Raw genomic sequence first — 26,312 nt, 5'->3', positions numbered from 1 at the left:
CCTCGGGACGATGCCCTTTCAGCGATGGCCCGTGAGCGCCGAGGTGCCTCGGGGGCACGGTCCGGCAGGTCTGAGGGTTCTGAGAGTTCCGTGGGCTCCGGGACCGACCGCACCACGGTCCCCGCGAAGGACGGCACGGCGGCGAAGGAGGCGAGCGGCTACGACGTGGTGGTCGACCGGCACCTCGACGAGGTCGGCGCCGGCATCGCTCCCGAGCAGGAGGAGGACGATCTGCCCGTCACCCCGCGCGAGCACCGTCCGCTCAGCCGCGAGGACCGGGTCGCCGATGCCCTGGATCGCTGGACCCAGCAGCTCACCGGCGGTGTTGCGGCACCTTCCTTCCTCACCCAGATCCGCGCCGGCGGAGTGGTGCTGGATCTGACCCACTCGCACCCCTCAGGGCTCGCCCAGCTGCTCGCGGGCCGTGGTCCCACGCGGCTGTCGTCCCTGGTGCGCGAGGTGGGAGCGCTGGCCGATGCCCGTGCGCACGCCCGCTCGATCCGGGAGATCGCCGAGCGGCATGCGGAGGAGGTGGGTCTGACCACCTGCCATCTCGGCATCGGAGAGGCGATCTGGTATCCCGAGGACGGCTCCGAGCCGATCCATGCCCCGGTGCTGGTGCGCCCGATCACGCTGCGTCTGCGCGGCAATGCCCGTGAGGACGTGGACCTCGAGGTCGACACGACCGCCGACCTGAACCCCGTGCTGCTGCGCTCGCTGCGCGAGGCCGGCGTCGCCGTCGATGCCCGCGCGCTGCTGGCCACCACCGACAGCACCCACGGCTTCGACCCCACCCCGGTGCTCGACGCCTTCCGCTCCCTGGGCCAGCCGCTGCCCGGCTTCCGGGTGGTGCACGCCCTGGTGGTCGGCAACCTGATGGACGCGACCGGTTCGGTCGCCGACGATCTCGCCGCGGACCGTTCCGACTGGTCCTCCTCCCCGCTGGTCGCTGCCCTCGCCGGGGACGAGGGGGCGAAGGCCGTGGTGCGCGCGGAGGACTCCGCCGCCGTCTCCGAGGTGCCGGAGGCAGAGCTGGTCGCCGCCGTCGACCCCGGCCACCGCGACGTGCTCGCCCGAGTGCTGGCGGGGCAGGACCTCGCCGTCGTCACCCCGCCCGGCACCACCAGCCTCGGCCTGGTGGTCGATCTCGCCGAGGAGCTCAACGCCCGCGGCCGCTCCGTGCTGATCGTCTCCCAGCGTCGCCGCAACCTCGCACAGCTGGTCGAGATCGCGCAGCACCGGGGACTCGACGAGCTCGTCTTCGACCTCTCCCCGGACCCCTCCCTGCAGCGCAATGCCTCCGCGGCGCTGCTGCGGAGTCTGCGACGCGCCGGATCCCACGGGCTGGGACCGGACGACGGCCTCCCGGAGGAGCTCGGCGCGAGCCGGGACATCCTGATGGGACACGTCGAGGCGATGCACCGGGTCCAGCAGCCCTGGGACGCCTCCGCGCACGACGCGATCTCTGCGCTCGCCGCCCTGACCAGGCTGAGCCCGGCCCCCCGTACTCAGGTGCGGCTGCGCGCCGATGTCGCGGCGCAGATGATCGGCGAGCATCGCGACCGCTACGCCGCGGTGCTGCGGGAGGCCGCCGAGGTCGGCGTGCTCACCACGGGACCGGAGCTGACCAGCTGGTACGGCTCGCCCATCAGCAGCGACACCCAGGCTGCACGGGCCGAGGAACTCGTGGACCAGCTGCGCGAGGAGATCCTGCCGCAGCTGCGCCGGGCCTGTGCCCGCGCCGGCGGTGAGCTCGGGCTCACCGAGCCGACCACCCTGGCCCAGCTGGACGAGCGCCTGGCCCTGCTGGACCGGGTGCGCGTCCTGCTGGGCACCTTCCAGGCGGCGGTGTTCGGCGCGCCGCTCGCGGATCTCGTCGCCGCCACCGCGGACAAGCGCTGGCGCGAGGACCACGGGGTCACGATGGGCTTCGGTCTGCGTCGGCGCCTGCGCCGCGAGGCCGCCGCCCTGCAGCGTCCGGCCGCGCTCTCCCCGGATCTCCATCAGGACCTGGGAGAGGCCCGCAGGGTCGCCGAGGCCTGGCGTCGGGCCGCGATCGAGCCCGAGCAGGCCACCGCCGGGGGCCGGGCCGAGCCATCCCGCCCGACGCTGCCGGACGACCTCGAGTCGGTCCGTCGTGCCGCGGCCCGTTCCGAGAAGGCCCTGGACGAGCTCTCCGTGCTGCTGGACGGCACCCCCGCCGGCGCCGACCTCACCCGCACCGACCTCGCGGAGCTCGAGCAGCGGATCGATGCCCTCGCCGCCGACCGCTCGGACCTCGAGACCCTCCCGCGCCGCACCGAGCTGCTGCGCCGCCTCAGCTTCGACGGTCTCGGCGGTCTGGTCGAGGACCTCCGTCTCCGCCGAGTGCCCACCGAGCAGGTCGGGGCGGAGCTCGAGCTGAGCTGGTGGAACAGCGTGCTCGAGCTGATCGCCGGCGCGGAGCCCACCATCTCGCAGTACGACGGGACCTCGCTGTCCCAGGTCGCCGAGCGGTTCCGCAGGCTCGATGCGGGATATCTCGCCGACGCCGCCGTCCGGGTGCACGCCGCGGCCGACGAGAACCGCGTGGAGACCATGAAGTCCTACCCGGACACCTCCCGCTCGGCGATCGCGGAGCTCGCCCGCTCCTCGACCGTCTCCATCCGGGACCTGGCCGCGAAGTACGAGGACATCCTCTTCGCCGCCCGTCCCGCCTGGCTCGCCTCGCCGTACCTGGTCCCGCAGGTGATCCCGCGCGGCCGCCACTTCGACGTGGTGATCGTGTCCGATGGCGGGCGGTTGCCCACCGCCGCCGCACTGCCCTCGATCGTCCGCGCCGAGCAGACCGTGGTGGTCGGAGATCCTCTCGAGTACGGCGGGGACTCCGCGCCCAGCCTGCTCGATGACATGCTGCGCATCGCTCCGCACGTCGAGATCCTGCGCGACCCCCACCCCGCCACCGACGGGCTGCGCGGCTTCGCGCAGCGCCGAGCACTGGTCGGAGAGGTGGTCGCGGTGCCGAGCCCGGTCGCTCCCGAGCAGGACCGGCTGGTGATGGTCGAGAACGGGCGGGGCCCGGTCACCGAGGGCATGGAGTACGTCGAGAGCACCGAGGCCGAGCTGCGCCGGGTCACCGATCTGGTGATCGAGCACGCCCGCAGCCGCCCCGAGCGGTCGCTCGCGGTGCTCACCTTCACCGAGGACCATGCCCGTCGGCTGATGGAGCGGATCATGAACACCGTCTCCGTGATCCCCGCGCTGCGCGACTACTTCGACCCCGCGGCCAAGGAGGTCTTCACCGTCCTGCCCGCCGACCAGGCCACTGCGGTGGTGCGCGACGACATCATCGTCTCGGTCGGCTTCGGGAAGACGCCGCACAGCAGACTGCTGCATCGCTTCGGCCCGCTCTCCGAGGCCGGCGGACGCAAGGCGCTGGCCACGGTGATCACGCGGGCCCGGGGTCGGACCACTGTGGTCTCCTCGATCGGGGTCCAGGATCTCGAGCACGCCCGGCTGCGCTCGGACGGCGCGCGAGACCTGCGCGCCATTCTGTGGGTGCTGCAGGGCGGGCCGGACGTCCCCGTCGTCCCGCACGTCGCCTCCCTCACCGGCAGCGATGAGGAGATCGACCCCCCAGCCCTGCAGGAGCCGCGGCTCTCCCCGGCGGCGCCGATCCAGGAGGGGAACCCGGCGGCAGCGCCGCGCACCGCAGAAGCGGCCGCTGTGGACGCAGAGCTGTCGGACGCGGAGCTGTCGGACGAGGACCTGGACGCCGCGATCGAAGCGGCATTGACCAGGAAATCCGCCGGGTCCCCGCAGAGCGCCGCGCCGGTGGAGGCCCCCGGGAACCAGACCGAGAGCGAGACCGCTGCCGAGACGGACAGTTCCGCAGCGGTGGACGACGCCGCGGGCGCCTACTCCGCGGCCGGCGATCAGACCGACCAGAAGCAGGCGGCCGATGAACCGGCTGCCGAATCCGGCGCCGGGCCCGCAGAGCCCGCTCCGGAGCTCCGTGCTCCCCGGGAGCTCGAGACCGATGCCCTGGTGCAGGACCTCGCGGATCGGCTCTTCCGGCTCGGCCTGCTGGTCGAGCGGGACTTCGGGCTCTCGGCCGATCGGATCGAGCTCGCGCTCGGCCACCCCGAGATGCCGGGCCGCCTGCTGCTCGCGGTGGATACCGACGGCTCCCACTACGTCGACACCCCCAGCCAGCGTGAGCGCGACCGGTTGCGCGCCGAGCGGCTCGAAGCCGCCGGCTGGGCGACCGAGCGGGTCTGGTCCTGGGCCCTGTTCATCGACCCCGATGGCGAGGCCGAGCGGATCCGGCGTGCCGTGGACCGGGCGCTGCGCCTGGTCCAGGCCGAGGAGAGCTCCGACTCACCCTCGGGTGTGGGCACCATCCGCCACCGCCTGCCACGGCCGCAGATCCCCGCCGGGCACCAGCTGTCGTTCTACTCGAGCGACGACTTCGATGCCGTGGTGGAGTACATCTGCTCGGACGGTCGCGCTCGGCTCGAGGAGCATCTGGCCACCGAGGTGCGCAGCTTCCTCGGCTTCGAGCAGCGCTCGGTGCTGCTGGACGTCTCCGTCTCCAGCGCGATCCGCCGCTACCAGGAGCGCCAGTGAGCACCGACGCAGGAGCAGGCCCAGAAGAGCGCGGAGCCGCTGAGCGCGGAGTCGCTGAGCGGGGAGCGGACGCAGGACGACCGGAAGGTCGCGAGGCGCGCCCCGCGCGGCGCGTGGTCATCTCCTCGGTGACCGGCAAGCCGATCCCGTGGGAGGAGCCCGAGTCCCCGTCGCCGCAGGGGAGGGCCGCGCAGGGGCGTCGGCCGATCCCCCCCGATCGCGTCGCCGAGGACGCCCCGGAGCCCGGGGTCGACGAGTCCAACGATGCCCGCATCGCCGGGGACGTGCCCCCGCACTGGGGCCGCGGCCGCTGATCGGGCCGCCCCGCCCGGCACGGACCTCTCCGCGCAGCAGGCCCTCGTTCCCGTGTGTCCGGACCGCTCGACGCGCGGGCCCGCACCTCGGCTCGGCCCGCACTACGCTGGGAAGATGAACGCCACCGCCTCTTCCGCAGACTCCGCTCCTGCCGCCGCCAACGGCCCCGACCTAGGTGCCCTCCAGGTCGTCGTGATCGGTGCCGGCAATATGGGCGGGCCGGTCGCCCGCACGATGCTCGACGCCGGGGTGCGGCCCGACCGCCTGCGGATCGCCAACACCAGTCCCGAGAGCAGCCGCCGTGCGGCGGAGGCGCTCGGGGCCGCCGCCGCGGAGTCCCGCGGGGACGCGCTCGCGGAGGCCGACGTGGTGGTGCTCGGCGTGAAGCCGTATCAGATCCTCGACCTGGCCGCCGAGCTGCGGGAGCAGATCCCCGCCGACGCGGTCGTGATCTCCCTGGCCGCCGGGATCACCCTCGCGCAGCTCGAGGAGGCCCTCCCGGAGGGCCGCGCGGTGGTCCGGGCGATGCCGAACACCCCGATCTCGGTCGGGGAGGGCGCGGTGGGCCTGATGCGCGGCAGCGCCGTGACCGACGAGCAGCACCGGCTGGTCCATGCGCTGTTCTCCCGTGCAGGGGTCGCCGTCGACATCACCGAGGAGCAGGTCCACGCCTTCATCGGCGCCGCCGGCTCGCTCTCCGCCTTCGTCTTCGCGATCATCGAGGCGATGACCGATGAGGCCGTGCGGCTGGGCCTGAAGCGCGACCTGGCGTCCACGCTGATCCAGCAGACGGTGCGCGGCGCGGCGACCATGCTCAGCGAGAACGGGATCCATCCCGCGGTCGCGAAGAACGGCGTCTCCAGCCCCGGCGGCACCACCGTCGAGGGTCTCGCCGCGCTCGAGCGCGCCGGGATGCGGGCCGGGGTCGCCGCCGCGATGTCTGCCGCCGCCCAGAAGTCCCGGGAGATGACCCAGGACTGACCCGGCTCAGGCCCGGTGGGAGAACTTCTCGATCAGCCCGGTGCGGCCGGAGACGATCAGCAGATCATGCGCGGCGACCATGGTCTCGGGCACCGCATAGGTGAAGTCCTTGCCCGGTGACTTCACCCCCACCACGGTCACGCCGTGACGCTGGCGGATATCTGATTCCGCGAGGGTCATGCCCTGCACCTCGTGCGGGGGACGCATCTTCACGATCGCGAAGTCGTCGTCGAACTCGATGAAGTCCATCAGCCGGCCGTTGACCAGGTGGGCGACCCGCTTGCCGGCGTCGGCCTCCGGATAGACCACGTGGTGCGCGCCGATGCGCTGGAGGATCCTGCCGTGCGCGGCGGAGATCGCCTTCGTCCAGATCACCGGCTTGCCGAGGTCCACCAGGTTCGCGGTGATCAGCACGCTGGCCTCGATGGTGGTGCCCACGCCCACCACGGCGATCGAGAAGTCGCCGGCACCGATCTGCTCGAGCACCTCGGGCTGGGTGGCATCGGCCCGCACCACGTGCGTGAGCTGACCGGAGTACTTCTGGACCAGTCCCTCGTCGGTGTCGATCGCAAGCACCTCCGTGCCCAGCTTCTCGAGCGTCAGGGCGATCGAGGCGCCGAAGCGGCCGAGCCCGATCACCAGCACTCCCTCGTCGCGCGTGCTGCGTGGCATGTCTGCTCCTCTCGGACGGGCCCGCGGCGATGCCGCGAGCTGAGCGGGCACAGTCTAGGGCCTTGTCCGCCGGGCACTTGTGCTGGGCTCCTCCGTGCCCGGCTGGTCCGTGCCCGGCTCAGGGTCAGCCGACGATCGGGCGTTCGTAGGGGAGCTGGATCATCCGCACCCGGCTGCGGACGGCGAGCGCGGCACCGAGGGTCATCGGACCCAGACGCCCTATGTACATGCACAGGATCAGCACCCATTTCGCCTCCTCGGGCAGGGCGGTGGTGATCCCGGTGGACAGCCCCACGGTGCCGAAGGCGGACAGCGTCTCGAACAGCGTCTGGTCCAGTGTGTACGGGGTCATCCGCAGCAGCAGGAAGGTCGCCAGGAACACCACCGAGGCGCTCATGACCAGCACACCGATGGCCTGGCGGATCGTCTCATGAGGGATGCGGCGGTTGAAGACCTCCACATCCGGGTTGCCCCGGACCTCCGCCCAGATCGCGAGCATCAGCAGCGCGAAGGTGGTGACCCGGATCCCGCCCGCGGTGGAACCGGAGCCGCCGCCGATGAACATCAGCAGATCGGTCAGCAGGCGGGACTCGGCGGTCAGCTGCCCCACGTCGATCGTGGAGAACCCGCCCGAGCGAGGCATCACCGCCGCGAACGCCGCCCCGAGCAGCTTCGTGCCCAGCGGGCGGTCTCCGAGGGTCGCGGGGTTCGACCATTCGAGACCCAGGAAGCCGAGGAAGGCGACCAGGAACAGCAGCGCCGTGGTGCTCAGCGTGAGCTTCGCGTGCACGCTCCACTTCCGGGGCGTGCGCAGCTTCCGCACCACCACCAGGATGACGGGGAAGCCGAGCGAGCCCACCAGCACCGCCAGGGCGATGGGGATGGTGAAGAAGGGGTCGCCGACGTACTGCGCGGTCCCCGTCGCCTCCGGGACGAAACCGGCGTTGTTGAAGGCGCTGATGGCGTAGAACAGGCCCAGGAACAACGACTCCCCGACCCCGTGCTCGGTGATGAACATGTACGGAGTCAGCGCCACGAAGGTCGCGACCTCGAAGACGGTCGAGGTGATGAGGATGATCTTCAGGACCCCGCCGACCTCGGCGAGCCGCTCGGCTCGGGTCTCCTGGGCAGTGATCACCCGCTGGGCGAGGCCCAGGCGGTGCATCACCGACAGGCTCAGCAGCGAGGCGACGGTCATCAGTCCCAGTCCGCCGAGCTTGATCGCGACCATGATCACGGTGAGGCCGAAGGTGGACCAGTGGGTGCCGGTCTCGACCGTGTACAGCCCGGTCACGCAGATCGCGGAAACCGCGGTGAACAGCGCGTCGGTGAAGCTGGTGCGCACTCCGTCGGTGGTCGCCACGGGGAGCGACAGGAGTACGGTGAACGCCCCGATCAGCGCCGTGAACACGCCGAGCGCGATCCGTGCCGGGGTGGCGCGGGTGAGCGAGTTCAGCGCGAGGCGCCACTCGGGGGGACGCTTCCGGGCGCCGAGCGGCCGGTTGCGCGGCGGGGCGGCGCGTCTGCCGGGTGTGCTCATGCTGCTCCTCGTCCACGGGCCGTGACCGGTGGTCGCGGTCCGCGGCAGTCTACGACCGTTGACGGCAGGCGAAGATCCGGAACGCTGGGTACGCTTCGCCTCATGCTCGATGCTGCGCTGCCCTCGTCCGCTGTCGACCCGGTCGACGGTGTCGATCCGCCGGTCCCCACCGGGATCGTGTGGGATGACGCGCTCGGCGAGTACGACTTCGGTCCCTTCCACCCGATGGCCCCGATCCGGCTCACGCTCACCCGGGAGCTCGCCCGCTGCGCCGGGCTGCTCGACCGTCCCGGGGTGCAGACCCTGGCGGCGCCCGTGGCCACCGAGGAGCAGCTGTCCCGGGTCCACGATCGCGACTACATCGCGGCGGTCAAGCAGGCCTCCCGGCCGATGGAGGAGATGACGGCGGAGGAGCTCGACGAGCTGATCCGCTTCGGACTCGGAGGGGATGACGTCCCTCCCTTTCCCGGCATGCACACCGCCTCCGCCCGCATCGCCGGCGGGTCGATCGCCGCGGTCGATGCGATCCTCTCGGGCCGGGTGCGGCGCGCCGTGAACTTCGCCGGGGGCCTGCATCACGCCAAATCCGCCACGGCCTCGGGTTTCTGCATCTACAACGATGCGGCGCTCGCCCTCCGCCACGCCCTGGACGCCGGGGAGGAGCGCGTGATGTACGTCGACGTCGACGTCCATCACGGCGACGGCGTGGAGCGCGCGATGTGGGACGAGCCGCGCGCGATCACCCTCTCCGTCCACGAGACCGGGGAGCGGCTGTTCCCCGGCACCGGCTTCGTGCAGGACTCCGGCGGGGCCGGCGCTGCGGGAGCTGCGATCAACGTGCCGCTGCCCTCGCGCACCACGGCCGACGGCTGGGTGCGCGCGATCCGCGCGACCGTCCCCGCCCTGGTCCGGGCCGTGAAGCCCACGCTGCTGGTCACCCAGCACGGGGCCGATACCCACCGGCTGGACCCGCTGGCGGACCTCACGGTCTCCCTCGAGGCGCAGCGCGAGGTGATGCTCCTGATGCGGGAGCTGGCCGACGAGGTCTGCGACGGACGCTGGCTCGCGCTCGGCGGCGGCGGATATGCGGTGATCGACGTGGTGCCCCGCTCCTGGGCGCACCTGATCGCGATCGCGACCGGCGAGGCGATCGACGCCACCGCCCCGCTGCCGGCCGAGTACATCGCGCTCGCCGATGCGGCCCGCGCCGCCCATGGGCTCTCCCCGGAGCCGGGGCTGATCACCTTCGGGGACGGGCGGCCCCTGACCGTTCGGGACTGGGAGCAGGGATTCGATCCCGAGGACGGCCTGGACCGCGCGGTCCAGGCGGCGCGGCGGTTCATCTTCCCCGAGTGGGGCCTGGATCCGTTCCTGGACTGAGCAGGACCAGCATCGGAGGAACTGCTCTGAACGCCGTCGTGATGGCACGAGCCTGCCACAATGACGCCGTCACCACTCGTGTCCAGACCCCAGGGGGATCGATGACGAACCGGACCACCGCCGTGCTCGACGCCTTCGCCGAGCATCTGCGCGGCCTCGAGCTCCCGCTGCCTGTCGAGGGTGTCGAGCAGGCCCGTGCCGCGACCGGGGCCGCCCGCTCCCAGCTCGGCGACCATGTGATCCCGCGCCTCGAGTCGCTCGACGCCCCGCTGCTGGTGGTCATCGGCGGCTCGACCGGTGCCGGCAAGTCCACCCTGGTCAATGCGCTGGTGGGGCATCCGGTCACCCGGTCCGGTGCGATCCGTCCCACCACCCGTCGGCCGGTGCTGCTGCACCACCCGGCCGATGAGCCCTGGTTCACCGGCACCCGCATCCTGCCGGGCCTCGCCCGGGTCCACGCGGGCCAGCGGCGCGATCCCGAGGCGCCGGGCACCGGCGACACCACCGGCGACATCGATCCCGCGACCTCCCTCGAGCTTCGGGGGGAGGAGCGGGTGCCGCAGGGCCTCGCCCTGCTGGACGCACCGGACATCGACTCCGTCGCGGTCGGCAACCGCGAGCTCGCCCGACAGCTGCTGCGCGCCGCGGATCTGTGGCTGTTCGTCACCACCGCCAACCGCTACGCCGACGCCGTGCCATGGGACGTGCTGCGCACCGCCGCCGAGCGCGACGTCACCGTCGACGTGGTGATGAACCGGATCCCACCGCGCGAGGGCGTCTCCGAGGAGCTCGCCGAAGACCTGCGCGGCATGCTCGAGCGCAACGGCATCGAGGTGGACCGCCTGTTCCTGGTCCCCGAGACGGACATCGACGAGGAGGGCATGCTGCCGCCCGCGGTGATCGCCGAGCTGCAGGAGCACCTCAGCACCCTTGCGGCCGACGGCGAGGCCCGCAGCCGCATCGCCCGCCGCACCCTCGCCGGTGCCCTCGACGGCCTGGCGGGCTCTGCCCGGACGATCGCCGAGCACGCCGCCGTGCAGGACGCCGAGCGTCAGCAGCTGCGGGAGCAGGCGATCGCCGCCTTCTCCGGCGCGCGCGAGCGGATCGATGATGCCCTCGGCGACGGCTCGCTGCTGCGCGGCGAGGTGCTCGCCCGCTGGCAGGACGTGGTGGGCACCGGGGAGTTCTTCCGGGGTGTGGAGTCCCTGGTGACCCGTGCCCGGGACCGGATCGGCCAGGTGCTCAGCGGGAAGCCCGCCCCGGCCGTCGCCGCCGAGCAGGCGCTGGGGACAGGCCTGGTGCACGTGGTCATCGACGAGACCGCCCGCGGCGCGGAACGGGCCGAGAACGCCTGGCGCTCCTCTGCCGCGGGGCGCCACCTCGTGGAGGGCCAGGACCTCTCCCGCCTGCCCGACGGCTACGCCGAGGAGGTCTCGAGCGCGATCCGGGCCTGGCAGGGGGATGTGCTCGAGCTGGTCCGCTCCGAGGGCGCCGATCGCCGTACCAAGGCCCGCATCCTCTCGCTCGGCGTCAACGTCGTCGGCGTCGCACTGATGGTCGTCGTGTTCGCCTCGACCGCCTTCATCCCCACCGGCCTCGAGGTCGGTGCGGGGGCCGCCACCGCGGTCGTCGGCCAGAAGCTGCTCGAGACGATCTTCGGCGACGACGCCGTGCGCCGCATGGCTGCGATCGCCCGCCAGCGCCTCACCTCCCGGCTGGACGCGCTGGTCGCCGAGCGCTCCGGGCCCTTCCTCGACCGGCTCGACGCCCTCGGAGAGGTCGGCACCGGCGCGCTCCTGGGCGCCGACGCCGAGGCCCTCACCCAGCTCGCCCGCGACATCCGGGAGGACGCATGAGCCCGCTGCTGAGCCGCTCCGCGAAGGGCCCCGCCCCGCTCGCCGAGCGGATCGACGCCCTGGAGAGCGCCCTTGAGGCGCTCGACGGGGTCGCCGCCGACGGACCGCTCGCGACGGTGACGGAGCTGCTGGGCCGCGTCGACCGGCGCCGCGCGCTCTCCGCCGAACACACGGTGATCGGGCTCTTCGGAGCCACCGGCTCCGGAAAGTCCTCACTGGTCAATGCACTGGTCGGGGCCGATGTCTCCCGCGCCGCGGTGCGCCGGCCGACCACCTCGAAGCCGGTCGCCGCGGTGCTCGGCGCACCGGGCAGTGATGCGCTGCTGGACTGGCTCGAGGTCGAGGACCGCCACCATCTCGACGGGACCGACGCCGCGCTCGCCGCGAGCGCCGCCCAGCCGCCCGCGGGCCGCCGCGCCCGCCGGGAGCAGGCCGCCGGCACGTCTGGAACCCCCGGCATCGTTCTGCTGGACCTGCCCGATCTCGATTCGGTCGAGAGCGCGAACCGTGCCGTCGCCGAGCGGATGACGGGCCTGGTCGACGTGCTGGTGTGGGTCACCGACCCGCAGAAGTATGCCGACGCGGTGCTCCATCAGGAGTTCGTGCGCCCCTTCGCCGGTCATGATGCCGTCACCGTGCTGGTGCTCAACCAGATCGACCGGATCCGTGAGGGCGAGCGCGAGGCCGTGCTCGCGTCCCTCGCCTCCCTCGCCCGGACCGACGGGCTCGAACAGGCTCCGGTGTTCGCCACCTCGGCGAGCACCGGGGAGGGGATCGAGGAGCTGCGCGTTCATCTGCTCCAGATCGCCCGGGGCCGCGAGGCCATCGCCTCCCGGCATCGTGCCGATGTGCGCGGCGCCGCCGAGACCCTGCGGGACGCCGCTGATCCCGCCGGGCTGCCGGCGAACGCGACCCCGGCCGAGATCGACGACCTGGTCGAGGACCTCGCCACCGCGGCCCGGGTCGAGCCGGTGTCCCGCGCCGTCGGCGCCTCCTACCGCTATCGCGCGGCCGGGAAGGTGGGCTGGCCTCCGCTGCGCTGGCTGCGTACGGCGCGGCCCGACCCGCTGCGCCGCCTCGGCATCGGCCATGCCCGGGACGGTGAAGGGCTCGAGCGCACCTCCCTGCCCGAGCCCGACGCCGCCGCCCGCGCCCGCGCCGCCGGTGGGGTGCGACGCTTCGCCGATGCCGCCTCCGCCGGCGGGAGCGATCCCTGGCGCGCCGCGGTGCGGGCAGCGGCACGCTCCCACGAGGAGGAGCTGCCCGATGCGCTCGACCAGGCGATCGCCCGGGCCGATCTGCGGGCGACGAGGACCTCCTGGTGGTGGCCGGTGCTCGATGTGCTCCAGTGGCTGGCTCTGCTCACCTGGGTGGTGGGGCTGGGCTGGCTCGGCCTGAACGCGCTGCTGGCATTCCTCGGCGTCCCGCCGCCGCCGATGCCGATGGTCGAGGAGCTCTGGATCCCGATCCCGCTGCCCACGGTGCTGGTGGTGCTCGGGATCGCCGCCGGCATCCTGATCGGTGTGGCCGGGGGAGTGGTCGCCGCCCTGACCGCCGGCTGGCATCGCCGCCGGGCACGACGCGTGCTCACGGCCCGAGTGCGGGAGGTCGCCCACGACCTCGTCGTCGACGAGGTCGACGCCGAGCTGGAGCTCGCCGCGAACGCTGCGAGGGATCTCGCACTCGCCCGCGGCTGAGGACGCAGGGTCGTTGTGTAGAATTACTGGTCGACCGTGGCGTCGGGCCCGCACGAGGAGCTCCTCCGTGCAGTCTCCGCGGGCCGCGCATACCTGATCCGCTGCACCACCGCAGGCACTGACCTGCAGAACTGAGGTTCCCTATGGGTTCAGTCGTCAAGAAGCGACGCAAGCGCATGTCCAAGAAGAAGCACCGCAAGCTGCTTCGCAAGACGCGCCACCAGCGTCGTAACAAGAAGTGATCGCCGCACGGTGATACCTGCGTGACGCACATCGGCCCCCGCCATCAGGCGGGGGCCGACGCATGTCACAGGGCGCTCGGGCGAGGGGAGCGGGCGCTCGAGCGATTCCCGCGAGCGCTCACGCCCGGCCGGTGAGGCGGCGCCACCAGGGCCGTGTGGCCAGCGCCGCGCGGAGCTGCCCGGCATCGACCCGGTACTTCGCGTGGACCTTCCCGTCCACGATGATGACCGGCACGTCGTAGTCCCAGTCCGCGCGCAGCTGCTCCTCGGCGTCGATGTCACGCACCTCCACGGTGGAGCCGACGCGGTCGGCCTCGGCCCGCACCACCGGCAGCGCCTCCTCGCACAGGTGGCACCCCTCGCGAGTGAGGTACAGGACGCGAGCGTCCGGATCAGTGGGCGAGGGGATGCGCTGTGCGGTCATGGATGAACCCTATCGAGGTGGGAGCGGGGGCCGAGCTTCGAGGTGGGCCGCGATGCGGAGCCGGCGCAGCAACGAGGACGGGCCGCCCGCGCGATGCGGACGGCCCGTCGGACTCCTATGACGCAGAGCGCCGGGGGAGCGGGGAGGCTCAGGCGGAGGCCGGAGCGGTGAACTCGGCCTCGATGATGATCTTGACGTTGTCGCCGACCATCACGCCACCGGCCTCGAGGGCCGCGTTCCAGGTGAGACCGAACTCCTTGCGGGAGATCGTGGTCTCACCGGTGAAGCCCGCACGGTAGACGCCGAAGGGATCGGTGGCCGCGCCCTCGTAGGTGAAGTCCAGCTCGACCGACTTGGTGATGTCGCGAATGGTGAGGTCGCCGACGAGCTTGTCGCCCTCGACCTTGGTGGAGACGAAGGTGATCTCCGGGAACTTCTCTGCATCGAAGAAGTCGCCGCTGCGCAGGTGGTTGTCCCGATCCGGCTGGGCGGTGTTGATCGAGGAGGTCTTCAGGGTGGTGGTGAAGGCGAGGTTCTCCCCACCCTGGCCGACCTCGAGGGAGCCCTCGACGTCGTGGAACTGGCCGCGGGCCTTGGAGATGCCGGCGTGACGCACGGTGAACGCTGCGGAGGTGTGGGCGGGGTCGAGGGTCCAGGTGCCGGGGGTCAGATCGTTCATGGGGAGTCTCCTTGAGATTGAATGGACACTGATGATCGGGAGGCGATCACCAGGAGCTTGCTTGAAATATAAACTAATCTGGGGGAAGATGGCAACCATCGGATCCCAGGAAAGAGGAGAATGTGATGGACGACACGATAGCGGCTGGTGGGGGGCGGGCGTCGACCCCGGAGGAGCTGTGGCTGACTCCGCAGGAGCAGGCGGCGTGGCGCACCTTCCTGTATGCGACGACTCTGCTGACAGATCGCTTCAGCGAGGCGCTCCAGGCGGACGCCGAGATCGACCTGACCCTCGGCGAGTACGAGATCCTGGTGCGGCTCTCCGAGGCGGAGAACAAGTTCCTGCGAATGTCCGAGCTGGCGGACAAGGTGGTGCACTCCCGTTCCCGTCTGACCCACACCATCACTCGCATGGAGAAGCGGGGACTGGTGGAGCGGGTGCGCTGCACGGATGACGGTCGTGGCCGGCAGGCCCAGCTGACCGCCGCGGGCGAGCGGATGCTCGAGACGGCTGCTCCCACCCACGTGCGCTCCGTGCGGGAGCAGCTGCTGGATGTCGTCGGCCATGACGACCTGCTCGAGCTGGGCCGCATCCTCGGAAAGACGCTCGACGAGGACGCCCCCATCGCCATCGGATGTCCGGCACCTCACGACGGACCCGTCACTCCCCGCTGATCCGGAGGTTCGGTTGGTACTGTGAGGCCGCTCGGACGTGAGCCCGCAGCGCGACAGCGAAAGAGGATTCCCCACCCATGACCACCACCACGGTCCACCTCGTCCGGCATGGCGAGGTGCACAACCCCGAGCGCATCCTGTATGGCCGCCTGCCCGGGTACCGGCTCAGCGATCGTGGTGAGCAGATGGCAGGCCTGGTCGGTCAGCATCTGGCCGAGGCGGATATCGCGGTGGTCCGCTCCTCCCCGCTGCTGCGTGCTCAGCAGACCGCCGCTCCGATCGCCGCCCCGCACGGCCTGGAGATCACCTCCGACCAGCGGCTCATCGAGTCCGGTAATCATTTCGAGGGCCATCGGATGGGCCATGGCGAGGCAAAGCTGAGCGATCCGCGCAACTGGCGCTGGTTCCTGAACCCCTTCCGTCCCTCCTGGGGCGAGCCCTACCGGGCGCAGGTGGCGCGAGTGATCTCGGCCGTGCACGACGCGCGGGCCGCCGCCGAAGGGCGTGAGGCCGTGCTCGTGCTCCACCAGCTCCCGATCTGGGTGACGCGCCGAAGCGCCGAGGGCAGACCCCTCTTCCATGATCCGCGTCGCCGCCAATGCGGACTGTGCTCGGTCACCAGCCTCCGCTTCGTGGGCCCGCACCTCGCGGACGTGGGCTACGCCGAACCCGCCGCCGCGCTGTATGCCGGAGCGGTCGACGCCACCGGGGGCAAGCTCACGTGAGCATCAGGACGTCATCGTCGCGCGCAACGCGCCTCTCCCGCCTGTCCCGCCGCGATCTGCTGGGGGTCGCCGGCGGAGCCTCCGCCGCGCTGCTGCTGGCCGCCTGCGGCACCGACACCGGTGACCGCTATGCCTCCGGGGATTCCGGATATGTCTCCGGCGACGGCGTGGCCACCGAGATCCCGCCGACAGATCGCAGTGAGCCGCTCGAGTTCTCCGGCACCTCCTACGACGACGAGCAGATCTCGGCCGCCGACCGGCGCGGCGAGGTGCTGGTGCTCAACGTCTGGTACGCCTCCTGCCCGCCCTGCCGCAAGGAGGCTCCGGACCTGCAGGAGATCCATGAGGAGTACGCCGAGCAGGGCGTGTCCTTCCTGGGGATCAACGTGCGCGATGCCGCCGGTCCGGCACAGGCGTTCGAAGAGAGCTACGGGATCACCTATCCCTCGCTGCCTGACCCGGATGCCGAGATCATGTACTCGCTGCGGGGGCAGGTCGCCCCCAACGCGGTGCCCTCCACCCTGGTGATCGACCGTGAAGGACGGGTCGCCGCCCGCATCTCCGGTGCCGCGGATCCTTCGGTGCTGCGCGCGATGATCGATGTGGTGATGGCCGAATGATCGTCGCCGAGGTCGGGGCCGCGTTCCAGGCCACCGCGCTGTCGGGCTCGCTGCTGCTGGCCGTGGCCGTGGCCGCCGCCGCGGGCCTGGTCGCCTTCCTCTCGCCCTGCGTGCTGCCGGTGGTGCCCGGATACCTCGGCTACGTCTCCGGGCTCGCCGGGCAGAGCGCGGTGGGGCCCGGCACGGGCGTCGGCACGAAGCGTGCCCGGCCACGGACCGGACGCATGCTCGCCGGCAGCGCACTGTTCGTCGCCGGCTTCGCCGTCGTGTTCATGGTCCTTGGCGGATTCGCCGGCGCGCTGGGCTACCTGCTCCAGGAATACAGCGTGTGGATCAACCGCATCGCCGGCGCGATCGTGATCATCATGGGCCTGCTGTTCATGGGGGTGTTCCCCGGGCTGTCCGCCACCCGACCGGTCTCCTCGAAGCGCCCCGATGCCGGTCTGCTCGGTGCTCCGCTGATGGGCTTGATCTTCGGGCTCAGCTGGACCCCCTGCATCGGCCCCACCTACGCGGCCATCGTCGCCCTCTCCCTCGACGGCGGGGGTGACGGCGCAGCCCTGCGCGGTGCCGTGCTGGCGCTGGCCTACTCGCTGGGCCTGGGCATCCCCTTCGTCGTCTTCGCGCTGCTCTTCGAGCGCGCACTGGGCCTGAGCAAGAAGCTCGCCGCCCATCGCCGCACCATCGGGCTGCTCTCCGGGGCGCTGCTGATCGCGATCGGGGTGCTGCTGATGACCGGGGTGTGGACGACCTGGATGAGCGGGCTGCAGGGCCTGATCACGACCTTCGAGCCGGTGGTGTGATGAACGAGAAGAAGCACGGGAACGCCCCGGGTGCTGACACCCCAGGCACCCCAGACACTGACACCCCCGGCACTGACATCCCCGGCGCGAGCAGCTCCTGGAGCAGCAAGCCCGAGGTCGACGGCGCCCAGGCCACCATGCCGGGCCTCGGCCTGCGCGGCACCCTGCTGTTCCTCTGGCGGCAGCTGACCAGCATGCAGACCGCGCTGATCCTGCTGATGCTGCTGGCGGTCGCCGCTGTGCCCGGCTCGCTGTACCCGCAGCGCAGCGTCAACCCTTCGCTGACGGACCAGTTCCTCGAGGAGAACGGGAAGTGGGGGGAGTTCCTCGACGCGCTGGGCTTCTTCGAGGTCTTCTCCTCTCCCTGGTTCTCCGCGATCTACTTGCTGCTGTTCCTCTCCCTGATCGGCTGCATCGTGCCGCGCGTGGGTGTGCACCTGCGGCAGCTGCGCGCGAAACCGCCGCGCACTCCCTCGCGCCTGACTCGATTCGTCGGCCATACCAGGATCGAGCTTCCCGGCGCCGACGCCGATGCGGTGCTCGAGCAGGCGCACCGGGCGCTGCGTCGTTCGCGCTATCGCACAGTGGTGCGGGAGGAGACGAGCTCCCGCTCGGTCAGCGCCGAGCGCGGCCTGCTGAGGGAGACCGGCAACCTGGCCTTCCACATCGCCCTGGTCGGGGTGCTGGTCTGCATCGCCGGCGGGCAGATGACCAGTTACCGGGGCCAGGTCACGGTGATCGAGGGCTCCGGGTTCTCGAACTCCCTGACCCAGTACGACTCCTTCGAGTCCGGGGCCTGGTTCGACGAGCAGGACATGCCGCCCTTCCGCTTCACTCTCGAGGACTTCCGCGCCACCTACGTCCAGCCCGGGGAGTCGGGGAGCGTCGGCGAGCCTCGTTCCTTCGAGGCCGACGTCGCCGTGACCACCCCCGGGGATCCCGAGTTCTCGCAGACGGTGCAGGTCAACAAGCCGCTTCACATCGATGGCGCATCGATGTACCTGCTGGGCAACGGCTATGCTCCCGAGGTCACGGTCACCGATCCTGAGGGGACCGTGGTCGCCGAAGGCCCGATCATCACTGTGCCCTTGGGGGATGTCGGCTACACCTCCCAGCTGGTGATCAAGGCGCCGGATGCTCAGCCCGAGCAGACCGCCGTGGTCGGATACTTCCTGCCCACCGGCACCATCGACGAGCAGGGCCCTCGCTCGCTGTACCCGGATTCCCTGGACCCCCAGCTCGCGCTGACCGTCCACCAGGGCGATCTGGGTCTCGACTCCGGGATCCCGCAGAACGCCTACGAGGTCGATGTCTCCACCCTCACCCCGGTGGCGGGGGAGGACGGCAACCCGGTGCTGATCCGCCTCTATCCCGGCCAGGAGTTCGAGCTGCCCGACGGCACGACCGTCAGCTTCGACGGGCTGCGGAGGTTCGCAGCCTTCGACATCGCCCACAACCCCTTCGAGCGCTGGGTGCTGGTCAGCGCGTTGGTCGCCGTCGGCGGGCTGATCCTGTCGCTGTTCGTGCCCCGCCGTCGGGTGTGGGTGCGAGTGCGCAGCACGGCCGACGGCGCCCTGTTCGAGGTGGCGGGGCTGGCCCGCAGCGATGATCCGTCTCTCGAAGCAGACGTGCACGCCCTGGCATCGAAGCTCTCCACGGCGCAGGATGGACCCCTGGCCGGGAACGGCACCAGTGATGACGAACGGCTCCCGAGAGCCGCGAAAGACTCCTCCGAAGGAAGTGCACAGTGATCAATGAGCAGCTCGCAGAGCTCTCGAACCTCGCGGTCGTGGTGGCGATCGTCCTCTACGTGCTCGCCCTGATCGGCTTCTCCGCCGATCTCGCCTCGACCTCGCAGCGTCGCAGCGATGCGCGCCTCGCAGCCCTGGACGAGCAGGAAGGGGCTCGAGTGCTGCAGACCGCGTCGGTCGCCTCCGAGGGCGGTGCCCCGGTCGCAGCAGCGCACTCCCGTGATGGTGGCGAGGACCCGGCCGCCGACGTGACCACGGCGCCGGCACCCGGGGCCATGACCGCGCAGAAGTTCGCATTCCTCCTCTCCATGGCCGCGACGCTGCTGCACGTGCTGGGAGTGCTGGCCCGTGCGGCCGCCACCCAGCGCGTGCCCTGGGCGAACATGTACGAGTTCGCGACCACCAGCTCCGCCCTGGTGATGGTCGCCTTCCTGGTGTTCAGCATCAAGCGTGCCGAGCTGCGGGCGCTGGGCACCTTCGTGGTCGGCCCGGTGCTGCTGGTGCTGCTGCTCGCCCAGACGTTCTGGATCGTCCCCGCCGCCGCGCTCACCCCGAGCCTCCAGAACTCGCACTGGCTGATCATCCACATCGGCATCGCGATCATCGCCACCGCCCTGTCGATCCTCGGCGCGGTGGTCGCGTCCCTGCAGCTGCTGAAGGGCCGTCACGAGCACGCGCTGGCGGAGAAGACGGCCGCCGGCGAGGACCTGCCCGAGCATTGGGGCCGCGCCGGCCACGTGCTGGACCGTCTTCCCTCCTCGACGGCGCTGGAGTCGCTGAGCTTCCGCATCCACTCGATCGCCTTCGTGTGCTGGACCTTCACCCTGATGTTCGGCGCGATCTGGGCCCGTGAGGCGTGGGGCCGCTTCTGGGGCTGGGACCCGAAGGAGGTGTGGACCTTCATCATCTGGGTGATCTATGCGGCCTACCTGCACGCCCGGGCCACCGGCGGCTTCCGTGGCAGCCGCGCCGCGGGCCTCGCCCTGGCAGGTTTTGTGGCCGTGGTGTTCAACTACACCATCGTCAATACGGTGATCAACGGATTGCACTCCTACTCGGGTCTCTGAGCAGGAGCGGACGGCATTCGGCCCGGGACGGATCCTCCGTCCCGGGCCGTTGTGCGTCCTCGGGTGTTCGTCCTCGGTGCTGCGGCGGTGCTCCGGCACTGCGCTGTGCTCCGGCACTGCGCTGTGCTCCGGCACTGCGCTGTGCTCACATTCTGCTCACATTCTGCGCGGCGCTCAGAACCTGGTCAGGCCCCGCGCTCGTCCTCACCCGCAGCGGGGTCGGTCCCGCCGTCCCTGCCGGGGCCGTCCTCGCCCTGCGCGCCGTGGTCATCCTGACCGCGCTGCTTCTGCTCGCGACGCTCGCGGCGGATGTCCTCGTCGAGCTTGCGCAGGAAGTCCGGGTCCTCATCAGGGGCCAGCGGACCCTGCCGACGCGGGCGCCCGCCCCCACCGGAGCTGCTGCGATCCTTGCCCACGAACAGCCAGGTGATCGGCCCCACCCAAGGGATCAGCACGATCAGCACGATCCACGCCCACTTCGGCAGCCCGCGAATCTTCGCGTCCTCGGTCTGCACGCAGTCGGCGAGCGCGAAGACGGTCAGGGCGATGGAGAGAACTGCAATGATTCCGCGGGCCATGGCCGGAGTCTAGGCAACGGACCTGATCGTGGGGTGGGGGCGGGGACTCCGAGAGCGCGGACCCGGAGCTGCGAACGGACTCAGGCAGGAGAACTACCCTGGGCCCATGCGTCATTTCCTCCTCTACGCCGTCATCCGCCTGGGCCTGTGGGCCGTGATCTGGTGGGTGCTGACCCTGCTCGACATCGGGGTGATGCTGGCCGGGGTGCTGGCGGCGCTGATCGCGATGCTGCTCTCGATCCTGTTCCTGGACCGGCTGCGCAATGCCGCCGCGATGCGGTGGAAGGCCGCCGACGAGCGCCGGGCGGAGCGTCGGAGCGGCGAGGTCGACGAGGACGCCGAGTACGAGGACGCCATGCTCGACACCGGGTCGGAGGACGACTCCGCAGGAGCCGACGCGGCCGGTGACGCAGAGGCTTCCTCTGCGGCGCCTGCCACGCTGCCGGACCTCGAGGAGCCCGGTCCCGACGCGCTCGGCACCGAGGCGTCCGACCCCGATGAACCGAGAGCGGTCAGAGGATCAGACCGATGAGCAGCAGCAGCGAGTAGACCAGCTCGAGCCGACCGGTCGCTCCGAGCACCGGGATCAGGTCACGTCCCCGCGCCCCGCCCAGCACCGTGCGGGCCGGGCCGATCGCGAGCGGCAGGGCGAGCAGCACCAGCGCCACCGGCCACTGCTCCACGATCACCGGCACCATCAGCACGAAGGGCACCAGCAGCATCGCGGTGTACAGCCCGCGCGTGCCCCGCTGGCCGAGGCGCACCGCGAGGGTCCGCTTGCCGGCCACCTCGTCGGTGGGGATGTCCCGCAGGTTGTTGGTGAGCATGAGCGCGACGGCGAGCAGCCCGATCGCGACGGAGGCGAGCAGCGCCACCCAGGTGGGCTGCTGGGTGATCGCGTAGGCCGTGCCGTTGACGGCGACCAGCCCGAAGAACACGAACACGAACAGCTCTCCGAGCCCCAGGTAGCCATAGGGCTTCTTCCCTCCGGTGTAGAACCAGGCGGCGGCGATGGCGGCGGCGCCCACCACCAGGGCCCACCAGATCTGGGCCAGCGCGATCAGCGCCAGCCCGAACAGACCGCCGAGGGCCAGCGCGAGGATCGCCGCACGCTTCACGGTGGCGGGGGCAGCGGCCCCGGAGCCGGTTAGGCGAAAAGGCCCCACCCGGTCGTCGTCGGTACCGCGGATCCCGTCGGAATAGTCGTTGGCATAGTTCACGCCGATCTGCAGGGAGAACGAGACGGCGAGGGCGAGCAGCGCCCGAGAGATCACGAGCGACCAGTCCACGTCGCCCGGCAGGCTCTGCAGCTGCCAGACGGCGGCGCCGGTGCCGGCGGCGACGGGGGCCAGTGCGGCGGGGAGGGTGCGGGGACGGGCGCCCTGCACCCACTGCGACAAGCTGGCCATCGTGCTCCTCGAGGATGCGGGCAAAAGCGCTGGCCGCCGGTCGACGGCCCCCACGAGGATACGCCGCGGTCAGATCCCGGAACCGGCCCCAGCATCGAATCACACCCCGTGGGAGCTGAGGATCAAGTGGTGGGGTGAGCGCTGGCGAGGCGACGGGCCGCGGCCCGGTCCACCTTGCCGATGCCCAGCATCGGCAGCTGCTCCACGACGTGGACCCGCTTGGGGATCATGTGCGCCGGCACCTCGGAGGTCCGCAGGGCCGAGCGCACCAGGGAGGTGGCTTCTGCGGGATCGATCCCCTGCTCGAGGGTCACCAGAGCTTCGATGCGCTGTCCCCACTCCGGGTCCGCGACACCCACCACCACGTTCCCGCGCACCATCCCGCGCAGCATCAGCGAGCGGTCGATGGCGCGCTCGACGTCCTGCGGCAGGACCTTGCGGCCACCGGTGTTGATCACGTCGTCGGCCCGGCCCAGCACGGTCAGCGCCCCGTCGGCGCCGAGCTCGGCGAGGTCTGAGGTGAGGAACGATCGCGTCGCTCGCGCGCCCGCGCTCTCACCAGCACCAGCACCAGCACCAGCACCAGCACCAGCACCAGCACCAGCGGTGAAGGGGGTGGTGTCCACGCCGCCGTCGGCGGTGAGATACCCGAGCGCGAGGGTGGGGGAGGAGATCTCGAGCCGGCCGGCCCCGGCGGCATCGGGCTCCGCGACACGCAGCTGCACGCCCGGCAGGGGTCGACGGTCGTAGACGCAGCCGCCGGACGTCTCCGAGGAGCCGTAGGTCGAGCGCACCGCGATCTTCTGGGCGCGAGATCGGGCGAGGACGTCGGCGCTGATCGCGGCACCGCCGACGAGCACGGCGGCGAAGCGCTTGAGCAGGGACCGCGCGCGGACGTCGGCCCCGGTGGTCCCGGTGACGATCCGGCTCAGCTGGGTGGGCACGAGCGAGGTGATCGCGGGCAGCCCCCTCCGCTCGGCCTGGGCAAGAGCGGGCTCGGCGAGCTCGACGAACGCCGCGGCATCGAAATGGCCTCGCAGATCCGGCAGCGGATGAGGGAGTGCGGGAGCATCCAGGCCGAGCACCTGCGCGGTGCGAAGGGCGCGCGCGATGACCTGCACCCCGGCGATATGAGTGGGAGGGAGCAGGGGCAGCCAGAAACCGTGGCCCTGGGTGTCCGGCGCGGTGCCGTCGGCCGCGAAGAGCTGCGCGGTCGCCTCCTGGGAGGCCAGCAGGGCCTTGCGGGTCAGGGCGACGGCCTTGGCGGTGCCGGTCGAGCCGGAGGTGGGGACCACCAGTGCAGTGTCCTCGAAGCCGCGCGGCAGACGCGAGGGAGCGGCGAACGGACCCCGCCACAGCCGGGCGCGCCCCGCCATGGCCTCGCCGATCGCCTCGACGTGGACGGCGAGCGAGGCGGCGGAGGCATCGTAGGCGGGCGGGACCAGCCAGGGCAGGGAGCCCGCGGCGGAGGGAACGCTCATCTCAGCCCGACTCATCTCAGCCCTGCGGGTGCGGGAAGCGCGACCAGTCCGGGTCGCGCTTCTCGAGGAAGGCATCGCGGCCCTCGGCGGCCTCGTCGGTCATGTACGCCAGGCGCGTCGCCTCTCCGGCGAAGACCTGCTGGCCCATCAGCCCGTCATCAGCGAGGTTGAAGGCGAACTTGAGCATCCGGATCGCCTGCGGGGACTTGGTGGCGATGGTCGCGGCCATCTCCAGGGCCACGTTCTCGATCTCTGCGTGCTCGACCACGCGGTTGACCGCGCCCCACTCGTAGGCGTCCTGGGCGGAGTACTCCTCGGCGAGGAAGAAGATCTCCCGGGCCCGCTTCTGACCCACCTGCTTGGCGAGATAGGCGGAGCCGTAGCCGCCGTCGAAAGAGCCGACGTTCGCATCGGTCTGCTTGAACCGGGCGTGCTCGCGCGAGGCGATCGAGAGGTCCGAGACCACGTGCAGGGAGTGCCCACCGCCGGCGGCCCAGCCGTTCACCAGTGAGATCACCACCTTGCCCATGGTGCGCATCAGACGCTGCACCTCGAGGATGTGGAGCCGCCCGGAGGAACCGGTGCGCACCTGCGCGGTGTCGTCGTACTCCTCCTCCGCCGCGTACTCGTAGCCGGCCCGGCCTCGGATCCGCTGGTCCCCGCCGGAGCAGAAGGAGTGGCCGCCGTCCTTGGGAGAGGGACCGTTGCCGGTGAGCAGGATGACGCCCACGCCGGTGTCCAGTCGTGCATGATCCAGCGCCCGGTACAGCTCATCGACGGTGTGCGGGCGGAAGGCGTTGCGCACCTCGGGGCGGTCGAAGGCGATCCGCACCGTGGGCAGGTCCCGCTCGGTGCGCTCGCCGTCGGCGGACTCGATCCGCTGAACCGCGCGGTGGTAGGTGAGATCGGTGAGCGCGGGCCCGCCGTGCTCGCTCGCGGGCACCTCCCGCCAGAGGTGCGGATCGAAGGTGTCGGAGACCCGACGGGGCAGCGGAGCAGGCGGGGTGGTCATGGAAGCCAGGGTAGTCCGGTCGCCGTCGGCCGTGGATCATCCGCGAGCCGGCCGTAGGTCAGCACGTCCAGGCGCTCGCCGTCCACGAGGAATTTCCCCCGCTCGGTGCCCTCGTGCACGAATCCCGCCGCCCGCGCCACGGCGCCGGAGGCCGGATTGTTCGCGCGGTGGCCGAGCTCGAGGCGGCCCAGCCCCCAGCCTCCGGCAGCCGCCGGGGACAGTGCGCGATCGGCGACCGCTGTCGCCGCCCGGGCGGCCAGCCCCTGCCCGCGATGTGCGGCATGCAGCCAGTAGAAGAACCAGCCGTTCCGGTTCTGCTCGTCGATGCTGAGCGCGACCAGGCCGACGAGGGTGTCGTTCTCATCGACGATCGCCGTGGCCCGACGCTCCGTCGACAGCAGCCACGCCACCTGTTCGCTCGCCTGCTCGAGTGTGGTCACGGTGCCCTGCCGGGCCATGTCCGGCGCGGAGCTGTAGGCCTCCAGGAGCGCGGGAGCGTCGGCCTCGCGCACGGGGCGCAGCCGGTAGTCGTCCACCGCCCCCGGGGGAGGGGAAGACGCCGGGGAGAGGGGGGAGATCACGGCGCCATCCCGCCCGCTTGGTCTGGGTGCCGCCAGGTCATTACCCTCGAGGGCATGCGTATCCCCTCCGCCCTGCGCGAGCGCGGCATCGATCGCGTCCACGCGTGGACGATCCCCATGACCACTCGCTTCCGCGACATCACCGAGCGTGACGGTCTGCTGCTGCACGGCCCGGCCGGTTGGTCCGAGTTCTCTCCGTTCTGGGACTACGACGCGCAGGAGTCCGCCGCGTGGTTGCACGCCGCGCTCGCCGACGCCACCGCGGAGCGCCCCACGCCGCTGCGCGACCAGATCGAGGTCAACGCGACCATCCCGGTGGTGCCGGCGGCGCTCGCGCACCGCATCGCGACCGTCGGCGGGGCCAGCACCGCGAAGATCAAGGTCGCCGATCCGGGCTCGAGCCTCGCCGAGGATGCGGAGCGGCTCGAAGCGGTGCGGGACGCGATGGGCCCCGCTGCCCGGCTGAGGATCGATGCCAACGCCGCCTGGACCCTCGACGAGGCCCTCGCTGCCCTGCCCGTGCTGGAACGCGCCGCCGGCGGCCTCGAGTACGCCGAGCAGCCCTGTGCGGAACTGGAAGATCTGGCCGCCCTGCGCCGCGCCCTCGGCATCCCCATCGCCGCGGACGAGTCCGTGCGCCGCGCCGAGGACCCGCTGCTCGTCGCCCGCGCCGAGGCAGCCGACCTGCTGGTGATGAAGGTCCAGCCGCTCGGCGGGGTGCAGCGCTGCCTGGAGCTGGCCGAGCAGGCCGGACTGCCGGTGGTGGTCTCCTCGGCCCTCGAGAGCAGCGTGGGGCTCAGCGCCGGCCTCGCCCTCGCCGCCGCGCTGCCCGAGCTGCCCTACGCCTGCGGCCTCGGCACTGCCACGCTGCTCACCGGCGACCTGGTCGACGTGCCGCTCCGTGCGGCACAGGGCGTCCTGCCCGTGGACCGTCCAGCGCCCGCGCCCGAGCTGCTGGAGCGCCACGCGGCGGGCACCGAGCTGACCTCCCGCTGGGAGCAGCGTCTCGAGGCCTGCGCCGCGCAGCTCTGACCCGCCGCGCGCCCCGGCTCCGTCCCTGCGCCCCGTACGGCGCCGTCCCGGCACCCCGCACGGCGCCGTCCCGACGCTCTGTATGGCTCCGTCCCGGGGCTTTGTGAGGAGTTCTGCGACGCCACGACCGATGCGAACGAGCACATGAGTCGTCAGGGGAGCAGAACTTGTAGCTGCCGCTGCCG

Annotated in this window: 24 protein-coding genes; 15 read left to right on the top strand and 9 right to left on the bottom strand. The window is 71.6% G+C overall.

What is annotated here, in order from left to right; translation table 11 throughout:
• The first annotated feature begins 90 nt into the window (after window positions 1-90).
• The 3 genes from Q0937_RS01425 (at window position 91) to proC (ending at window position 5,904) form a co-directional block, all read left to right on the top strand.
• Window positions 91-4,608 (top strand): DUF4011 domain-containing protein, encoded by a 4,518-nt coding sequence (locus tag Q0937_RS01425; RefSeq protein ID WP_299298965.1) that lies wholly within the window; start codon window positions 91-93, stop codon window positions 4,606-4,608.
• Window positions 4,605-4,922, top strand: a complete 318-nt coding sequence (locus Q0937_RS01420; protein WP_299298963.1) for a hypothetical protein — start codon at window positions 4,605-4,607, stop codon at window positions 4,920-4,922. Before Q0937_RS01425 ends, Q0937_RS01420 begins: the two co-directional genes overlap by 4 nt.
• A 115-nt stretch (window positions 4,923-5,037) precedes the next feature.
• On the top strand, window positions 5,038-5,904 hold the full coding sequence (proC, locus tag Q0937_RS01415; protein ID WP_299298961.1) for a pyrroline-5-carboxylate reductase: 867 nt from the start codon (window positions 5,038-5,040) through the stop codon (window positions 5,902-5,904).
• A gap of 6 nt (window positions 5,905-5,910) precedes the next feature.
• Here the strand turns inward: proC and Q0937_RS01410 are convergent, their stop codons facing one another.
• Window positions 5,911-6,576 (bottom strand): TrkA family potassium uptake protein, encoded by a 666-nt coding sequence (locus tag Q0937_RS01410; RefSeq protein WP_299298959.1) that lies wholly within the window; start codon window positions 6,574-6,576, stop codon window positions 5,911-5,913.
• 124 nt (window positions 6,577-6,700) lie between these two features.
• On the bottom strand, window positions 6,701-8,116 hold the full coding sequence (locus Q0937_RS01405; protein WP_299298957.1) for a TrkH family potassium uptake protein: 1,416 nt from the start codon (window positions 8,114-8,116) through the stop codon (window positions 6,701-6,703).
• A gap of 102 nt (window positions 8,117-8,218) precedes the next feature.
• Between Q0937_RS01405 and Q0937_RS01400 the strand changes: the two genes are divergently transcribed.
• The 4 genes from Q0937_RS01400 to Q0937_RS01385 all read left to right on the top strand — a co-directional run bounded on the left by Q0937_RS01400 (window position 8,219) and on the right by Q0937_RS01385 (window position 13,291).
• Entirely contained in the window at window positions 8,219-9,496 is a 1,278-nt protein-coding gene (locus Q0937_RS01400) for an acetoin utilization protein AcuC (protein ID WP_299298955.1), read from the top strand.
• 101 nt (window positions 9,497-9,597) lie between these two features.
• Window positions 9,598-11,352, top strand: coding sequence for a dynamin family protein (locus tag Q0937_RS01395; protein ID WP_299298953.1), 1,755 nt, complete (start codon window positions 9,598-9,600; stop codon window positions 11,350-11,352).
• Window positions 11,349-13,049, top strand: a complete 1,701-nt coding sequence (locus tag Q0937_RS01390; RefSeq protein ID WP_299298951.1) for a GTPase family protein — start codon at window positions 11,349-11,351, stop codon at window positions 13,047-13,049. The genes Q0937_RS01395 and Q0937_RS01390 overlap by 4 nt, the downstream gene beginning before the upstream one ends.
• 143 nt (window positions 13,050-13,192) lie before the next feature.
• Complete coding sequence (locus tag Q0937_RS01385; RefSeq protein ID WP_019174583.1) at window positions 13,193-13,291, top strand: 30S ribosomal protein bS22; 99 nt, start codon at window positions 13,193-13,195, stop codon at window positions 13,289-13,291.
• A gap of 118 nt (window positions 13,292-13,409) precedes the next feature.
• On the opposite strand, the gene Q0937_RS01380 is transcribed toward Q0937_RS01385, so the two are convergent.
• Window positions 13,410-13,715 carry a glutaredoxin family protein gene (locus tag Q0937_RS01380; RefSeq protein ID WP_299298936.1) on the bottom strand — a complete coding sequence of 102 codons (306 nt, stop codon included), beginning with the start codon at window positions 13,713-13,715 and terminating at the stop codon, window positions 13,410-13,412.
• Window positions 13,716-13,863: 148 nt separating this feature from the next.
• Window positions 13,864-14,394, bottom strand: a complete 531-nt coding sequence (locus tag Q0937_RS01375; RefSeq protein WP_299298935.1) for a YceI family protein — start codon at window positions 14,392-14,394, stop codon at window positions 13,864-13,866.
• 125 nt (window positions 14,395-14,519) lie between these two features.
• On the opposite strand from Q0937_RS01375, the gene Q0937_RS01370 reads away from it, so the two are divergent.
• From Q0937_RS01370 to ccsB, 6 genes are all read left to right on the top strand, one after another.
• The gene (locus tag Q0937_RS01370) at window positions 14,520-15,068 is read left to right on the top strand and encodes a MarR family winged helix-turn-helix transcriptional regulator (protein ID WP_299298934.1); all 549 of its coding nucleotides are present in this window, start codon (window positions 14,520-14,522) and stop codon (window positions 15,066-15,068) included.
• A 77-nt stretch (window positions 15,069-15,145) separates the two neighbouring features.
• Window positions 15,146-15,793: a histidine phosphatase family protein gene (locus tag Q0937_RS01365; RefSeq protein ID WP_299298932.1), complete on the top strand. Its 648-nt coding sequence runs from the start codon at window positions 15,146-15,148 to the stop codon at window positions 15,791-15,793.
• The gene (locus tag Q0937_RS01360; RefSeq protein WP_299298930.1) at window positions 15,790-16,413 is read left to right on the top strand and encodes a TlpA disulfide reductase family protein; all 624 of its coding nucleotides are present in this window, start codon (window positions 15,790-15,792) and stop codon (window positions 16,411-16,413) included. The genes Q0937_RS01365 and Q0937_RS01360 overlap by 4 nt, the downstream gene beginning before the upstream one ends.
• Window positions 16,410-17,216 (top strand): cytochrome c biogenesis CcdA family protein, encoded by an 807-nt coding sequence (locus Q0937_RS01355; protein WP_299298928.1) that lies wholly within the window; start codon window positions 16,410-16,412, stop codon window positions 17,214-17,216. Before Q0937_RS01360 ends, Q0937_RS01355 begins: the two co-directional genes overlap by 4 nt.
• A complete protein-coding gene (locus Q0937_RS01350; RefSeq protein ID WP_299298926.1) occupies window positions 17,216-18,967 on the top strand; it encodes a cytochrome c biogenesis protein ResB in 1,752 nt (583 codons plus the stop codon). Before Q0937_RS01355 ends, Q0937_RS01350 begins: the two co-directional genes overlap by 1 nt.
• On the top strand, window positions 18,964-20,034 hold the full coding sequence (ccsB, locus tag Q0937_RS01345; RefSeq protein WP_299298924.1) for a c-type cytochrome biogenesis protein CcsB: 1,071 nt from the start codon (window positions 18,964-18,966) through the stop codon (window positions 20,032-20,034). Before Q0937_RS01350 ends, ccsB begins: the two co-directional genes overlap by 4 nt.
• Before the next feature lie 185 nt (window positions 20,035-20,219).
• Here ccsB and Q0937_RS01340 read toward each other — a convergent pair whose 3' ends face one another.
• Window positions 20,220-20,612 carry a PLD nuclease N-terminal domain-containing protein gene (locus Q0937_RS01340; protein WP_299298922.1) on the bottom strand — a complete coding sequence of 131 codons (393 nt, stop codon included), beginning with the start codon at window positions 20,610-20,612 and terminating at the stop codon, window positions 20,220-20,222.
• Window positions 20,613-20,718: 106 nt separating this feature from the next.
• Here Q0937_RS01340 and Q0937_RS01335 point away from each other — a divergent pair, with 106 nt between their 5' ends.
• Window positions 20,719-21,144 carry a DUF4229 domain-containing protein gene (locus Q0937_RS01335; protein ID WP_299298921.1) on the top strand — a complete coding sequence of 142 codons (426 nt, stop codon included), beginning with the start codon at window positions 20,719-20,721 and terminating at the stop codon, window positions 21,142-21,144.
• Here Q0937_RS01335 and Q0937_RS01330 read toward each other — a convergent pair.
• The 4 genes from Q0937_RS01330 to Q0937_RS01315 all read right to left on the bottom strand — a co-directional run bounded on the left by Q0937_RS01330 (window position 21,125) and on the right by Q0937_RS01315 (window position 25,095).
• Window positions 21,125-22,021, bottom strand: coding sequence for a 1,4-dihydroxy-2-naphthoate polyprenyltransferase (locus Q0937_RS01330; protein ID WP_299298919.1), 897 nt, complete (start codon window positions 22,019-22,021; stop codon window positions 21,125-21,127). The two genes, Q0937_RS01335 and Q0937_RS01330, sit on opposite strands and share 20 nt — an antisense overlap.
• A gap of 122 nt (window positions 22,022-22,143) precedes the next feature.
• Window positions 22,144-23,502: an AMP-binding protein gene (locus tag Q0937_RS01325; protein WP_299298917.1), complete on the bottom strand. Its 1,359-nt coding sequence runs from the start codon at window positions 23,500-23,502 to the stop codon at window positions 22,144-22,146.
• A 16-nt stretch (window positions 23,503-23,518) separates the two neighbouring features.
• A complete protein-coding gene (locus Q0937_RS01320; RefSeq protein WP_299298915.1) occupies window positions 23,519-24,514 on the bottom strand; it encodes a 1,4-dihydroxy-2-naphthoyl-CoA synthase in 996 nt (331 codons plus the stop codon).
• Window positions 24,511-25,095 carry a GNAT family N-acetyltransferase gene (locus tag Q0937_RS01315; protein WP_299298913.1) on the bottom strand — a complete coding sequence of 195 codons (585 nt, stop codon included), beginning with the start codon at window positions 25,093-25,095 and terminating at the stop codon, window positions 24,511-24,513. Before Q0937_RS01315 ends, Q0937_RS01320 begins: the two co-directional genes overlap by 4 nt.
• A 54-nt stretch (window positions 25,096-25,149) precedes the next feature.
• On the opposite strand from Q0937_RS01315, the gene Q0937_RS01310 reads away from it, so the two are divergent.
• The gene (locus Q0937_RS01310) at window positions 25,150-26,127 is read left to right on the top strand and encodes an o-succinylbenzoate synthase (protein WP_299298911.1); all 978 of its coding nucleotides are present in this window, start codon (window positions 25,150-25,152) and stop codon (window positions 26,125-26,127) included.
• Window positions 26,128-26,312: the final 185 nt, after the last annotated feature.

It is taken from the genome of uncultured Brachybacterium sp., from assembly GCF_947500705.1.
Lineage (GTDB): Bacteria > Actinomycetota > Actinomycetes > Actinomycetales > Dermabacteraceae > Brachybacterium.
This window is presented reverse-complemented; position numbering and strand designations above follow the sequence as displayed.